Raw genomic sequence first — 4,445 nt, 5'->3', positions numbered from 1 at the left:
GCACCGACGGTACGAGCCAAACATCAGGTGATCAGGATCCAACCACCGCAACAAGCGGCACCTCACCCTGACACTGACCCGACGGTAGCCACTGCATGGGCACTTAGAAGGCCCAGGAAGCCGAAATCGCGGTCATCGCCCGGGATCTGATGGACCGAGCCGCAGCGGGCTTAAAGGATCAGACGAAAGTCGAGCGCCGGGTGACCGGACGAACCCACGCCGCCAGTGCCGGTCGTGACTGGCCCGAATCTCGCGAGAATAACAGCGTCGGCAGCGGCGGTCAGCAGCGAGGCGTACAGTTTCGGTAGATCATTACGTTGGCTAAGTACCCAGATGTTCAGGAGTAGCGATGGCAGGCAGCGCGCGGTTCGACGGCGACACGTGGGACCTGGCGACCAGCGTCGGGGCCACAGCCACCGTTGCGGCTGCCGCACGAGCGGCGGCCGGCAGAGCTTCGACGCCGTGATCAACGATCCATTCGCCGAGCCGCTGGTCCGCCGGGTGGGGATTGATTTTTGCACCAAACTCGCCACCGGTGAGCTCCAAGGCCTCCGCGCCGACGCGGCAAAAGGCATGCGGGCGATGATCGACTGGATGGCGGTGCGCACCAAGTATTTCGACGACTTCTTTCTCAACGCCGCCCGGGACGGCATCCGGCAAGCCGTCATCGTGGCCTCAGGATTGGATGCCCGCGCCTACCGGTTGCCGTGGGCGCCCGGCACCATCGTGTTCGAAGTCGACCAGCCGCAGGTGATTGAATTCAAGACCGCGACGCTAGCCGAACTGGGCGCACAGCCAATGGCGGATCGGCGCACGGTGGCGATCGACTTGCGCGACGACTGGCCGGCGGCACTGCAACGGACCGGTTTCGATCCAGCGCTGCCGAGCGCCTGGATCGCCGAAGGGCTGCTCGGCTACCTGCCTGCCGACGCTCAGGACCGGCTGCTCGACCAGGTGGTAAAGCTCAGCGTGTCTGGCAGCCGCTTCGCCACCCACTGGCATCCCACCAACGCCGATGACCTCGATGAGGACGAATTCCGGCGGCGCACGGGGAACCAGTCCAATTGGTGGCGAGAACTCGGTTTCGATCTCGACTTTGCTGAACTGCTGTATTTCGGCGGTCGGTCGGACGTGGCTGCCTTTTTCGCCACCCGTGCGTGGGAGACCGCTGTCCGCAGCAACGCGGACATGCTAGCCGAGAGCGGGCTGCCACCGATCGATGCTGCAGATGCCTCGTTCGCCGAAGTGGTCTATCTCAGGGCCGACCTGAACTAGGAGCACCATGGCACGCAGCGACAGCGACAGTCGGGATCTAGCTTCCAGCGTGCGGGCGGCGGCGACGATAGTGGCTGCACCGCGCGTATTGGCCAGCATCGAACCCGAGCCGCTGATCAACGACCCGTTCGCCGACCCGCTGGTACGCGCCGCGGGCGTCGACTTTCGTCCGTCTGCGCGACGGCGAACTCGAAGCCCCCGACGGCTCGAGTTCGGGGAAGGCTTCGACGATGGCGGGTGACCGCTGTTGCGTGATCGGGTGTGGAGCGCGAATCGGTTGGTTGCGGATTCGGACCCAGACCCAACCTTCGTATTGTGCGTCGCTTACGTGCGCCGCGGTGAGCGAGGAGTGCTGCGAACGACGCCGGCCTGTCTCCGGAGGCACCAGTCATGCCTCAGCAAGTAATGAGCCGGCCCGCGGCCCTATTCATGGATAATGTAGATTATCCATGATAGCGCGTAAAACGCGTTGCTAGACAAGCATGATTGGTGCTGGACGCCGACACGGTGAGGTGCCCGCACCTACACCCGCCGCCGGGGGCAAGCCGCCGCAACACCAGGGTTCGCTCAGGAGAAGATCGACACCGGCTTCTAGAGATTCACCGCGAAGCGGGTCGCCGGTCGCTGCGCACCAGACCATCGTCGCCGCTGGCACATTGGGGTGGGTATCATCGAACTAGCTGGTACCGACCGTCTTTCGTCACAGTGACGTATTCCGCTGTGGTGGTAGTTCAGCGAAACCATCGACAACACAGTGCATTCCATAACTCGGTCGCCGATAGGCGCACGCCGCGTCACCGTGCGATCGACAACCGTTGGCACACCGACAGGACGCAAGTCGGCCGTCGGCGACATGTCATGCCCTGTCAAGGTGATCGCCGGCCCCCACCCCTCCCACGTCAGTCATGCTTGTCCGGGAGTCGGTTTGCTCACGGACGCCGAGCCGGCCTTGCCCGGTGGCTAACGATAGCGTACATTGTTAAGTAACGTTAGTCCTGTGGAGGTGTGTGAGTGATGACTGCTGACGAGCTCGACGTCTTGTTGTATCAGAAGTTCCGTCTCCGCCGCGACGACATGCTCGCCGCGCTCAAGACACTCCCGGCCATCCGGCCCTGGGCTGCCGAGCTTTCCCCGGATGAGGCGCGCCTCCTCGATGACGCCGGTTTCACGGAAGACCCGGATGCATACGCGCGGGTTGCCGCCGACACGGTGGCCCACGTGGCACTGCTCGTCAACACCGCCCACTCGGCCCGCGAAGTGGCGATAGCGTTGAACGTCAACGAATCGCGCGTGCGCCAGCGCCGGCTCGCCAGGACGCTCTGGGCGATCAATGACAATGGTGCCTGGGTATTTCCGGCGCTGCAGTTCGAGACTGACCCGCAGACAGGCCTGCCCCACAAGCAGATTCGGGGTTTGGACCGGGTATTCGTCGCACTGGCACCCAACTTGCATCCGGTGGCAGTCGCGGGGTTCCTGCGTACCCCCCATCCGGATCTGGCGCTGCAGAGTCGCCCGGTACACCCGTTGGAGTGGCTTCAAAGCGGCGGCGACGTCGACCCGGTCTTGCGCCTTGTTGAGGCGGCCGACTGGGCCAGCCGATGACGCCTGGCCCCACCTGGCCTCATTTAACCTTGCCTGATCCGCCGCCTGGATCGCAGCTGCGCAAGATCGGCATCCGCGACGCGGAGCTTCGCATCGTCTCTTCGTCGGAGACCTGGTGGCGAGTGCACCGCACCGAAGGCGATTTTGTGTTGGCGTGGAACGAATTCCGCCACTACGGCCCAGTGCTGCGCTTCGATCCGCATCCCGAGCCCGCTCGGGAACACGCCGACTGCGCGGTGTGGTATGGGGCAGGCACACTCGATGCAGCGATCGCCGAGGCCTTCCAAGGCGATCGCACAATCGACCGTGCTCGCGTCCGTCCGTACCTGACCGGGCTTGCCTTCACCCGGACGTTGTCCCTGCTCGATCTGGCCGTCGACAGTGACGGGGCCTGGGCAACCAGGGCCGGAGGAACCTTCGCGATGTCGACCGCTCCGCACCCGATCACACAACGGTGGGCGCGCGCCATCGTCGAAGCGTTCCCCGATCTCGACGGCGTTCGCTACAACAGCCGATTCGCCGGCCACCCGTGCGCAGCCCTCTTCTTGCCCGGCGCCACCGCCATGCCCCAACGGCCGACCATCTCCCTGCCACTGACACATCCCGCCTTGGTCTCGCGGCTCGCCGGCACCGCGGAACGGCTCGGCTACTCCGTCATCTGACGTGCGCCCGAGCCGATAACCCGCCGGTTCTCCGGCGGCAATTGGTTGACCATCCGTACATTATCGGCTAACTGTTAGGCTAGGTGGCGGCTAATAATTAGGCTATAGTTTTACCATGAAGAACGTACCGCTCTCGGAGGCCAAGGACAAGCTCTCCGCGCTCGTCGACGAGGCCGACACCACCCACGAAATCATTCAGATCACCCGACACGGGCGCGCCGCCGCGGTCCTGATGTCTGCCGACGATCTGGATTCACTCAACGAGACGCTGCACGCACTGCGAACACCCGGTTTTGCCGAAGACCTCGCGCAGGCCGATGCCGACTACGCTGCCGGCAATACCGTCACTGGCGAGGAGATCCGCCGGCGATACGGACTCAGGTGAGCTGCGAAGAAGCGTCCTGGTCCGTTCACTTCTCGCCTACCGCGATCCGGGCACTCGACCGTCTACCGCTGAAAGTCGCCAAAGCGATCGCCGAATTCATCACAGGCACACTGCCCACCGACCCGAACCGGCTATCCAAACCGTTGAGCTTCGAATTCGCTGGCTGGCGCGTCGCCCGGCGCGGCGATTACCGCGTCGCATTCCGGATTCTCGAAGACGACCGGGTCCTGTTGATCGGTCGCATCGAGCACCGCGCACACATCTACCGCCAACCATGAGCGGCCCGCCAGTGTGAGCGGTGCACTTCCGCGGCGCTGGCCCTGTCGACGAACCAGGCCGACGAGGCCAGCACTATTCGTCACTGTGACGAATAGTGCTGGCGCATCAACGGATTCGTGTTGACGACGGAGTGCAACAATTGCACCGACCCGGCGGCTCTACCGGCTGTCCGTTCTCATTGATTCTGGGGCATTCTCATTGAATCTGGGGTAAGTGCGTGTCTTTCTCATTGAATCTGGGGC

The 4,445-nt window shown here is 63.9% G+C and carries 4 protein-coding genes and 2 pseudogenes; all 6 read left to right on the top strand.

Annotated elements, in window-relative coordinates; all coding sequences use genetic code 11:
- The first annotated feature begins 349 nt into the window (after positions 1-349).
- The 6 genes and pseudogenes from AWC17_RS08015 (at position 350) to AWC17_RS07990 (ending at position 4,202) form a co-directional block, all read left to right on the top strand.
- Positions 350-1,275, top strand: a pseudogene (locus tag AWC17_RS08015) (SAM-dependent methyltransferase).
- 7 nt (positions 1,276-1,282) lie between these two features.
- Positions 1,283-1,441 (top strand): annotated as a pseudogene (locus tag AWC17_RS08010) (SAM-dependent methyltransferase); the annotation flags it as partial.
- Between the two features lie 848 nt (positions 1,442-2,289).
- On the top strand, positions 2,290-2,877 hold the full coding sequence (locus tag AWC17_RS08005) for a hypothetical protein (RefSeq protein ID WP_047322045.1): 588 nt from the start codon (positions 2,290-2,292) through the stop codon (positions 2,875-2,877).
- Positions 2,874-3,539 (top strand): RES family NAD+ phosphorylase, encoded by a 666-nt coding sequence (locus AWC17_RS08000; protein WP_047322046.1) that lies wholly within the window; start codon positions 2,874-2,876, stop codon positions 3,537-3,539. Before AWC17_RS08005 ends, AWC17_RS08000 begins: the two co-directional genes overlap by 4 nt.
- Positions 3,540-3,654: 115 nt before the next feature.
- Positions 3,655-3,924, top strand: a complete 270-nt coding sequence (locus AWC17_RS07995; RefSeq protein ID WP_047322047.1) for a type II toxin-antitoxin system Phd/YefM family antitoxin — start codon at positions 3,655-3,657, stop codon at positions 3,922-3,924.
- On the top strand, positions 3,921-4,202 hold the full coding sequence (locus tag AWC17_RS07990; RefSeq protein ID WP_052955269.1) for a type II toxin-antitoxin system RelE family toxin: 282 nt from the start codon (positions 3,921-3,923) through the stop codon (positions 4,200-4,202). The genes AWC17_RS07995 and AWC17_RS07990 overlap by 4 nt, the downstream gene beginning before the upstream one ends.
- Positions 4,203-4,445 lie beyond the last annotated feature (243 nt).

The organism is Mycobacterium nebraskense (assembly GCF_002102255.1).
Classification (GTDB): Bacteria; Actinomycetota; Actinomycetes; order Mycobacteriales; family Mycobacteriaceae; genus Mycobacterium; species Mycobacterium nebraskense.
Note: the sequence above shows the minus strand (reverse complement) of the source record. Positions and strands in the feature narration are given on the sequence as shown.

Bases quoted from the DNA above. Each gene is read 5' to 3' on its own strand.
- AWC17_RS08005 (WP_047322045.1), top strand. From the start codon at position 2,290: ATGACTGCTGACGAGCTCGACGTCTTGTTGTATCAGAAGTTCCGTCTC.
- AWC17_RS08000 (WP_047322046.1), top strand. From the start codon at position 2,874: ATGACGCCTGGCCCCACCTGGCCTCATTTAACCTTGCCTGATCCGCCG.
- AWC17_RS07995 (WP_047322047.1), top strand. From the start codon at position 3,655: ATGAAGAACGTACCGCTCTCGGAGGCCAAGGACAAGCTCTCCGCGCTC.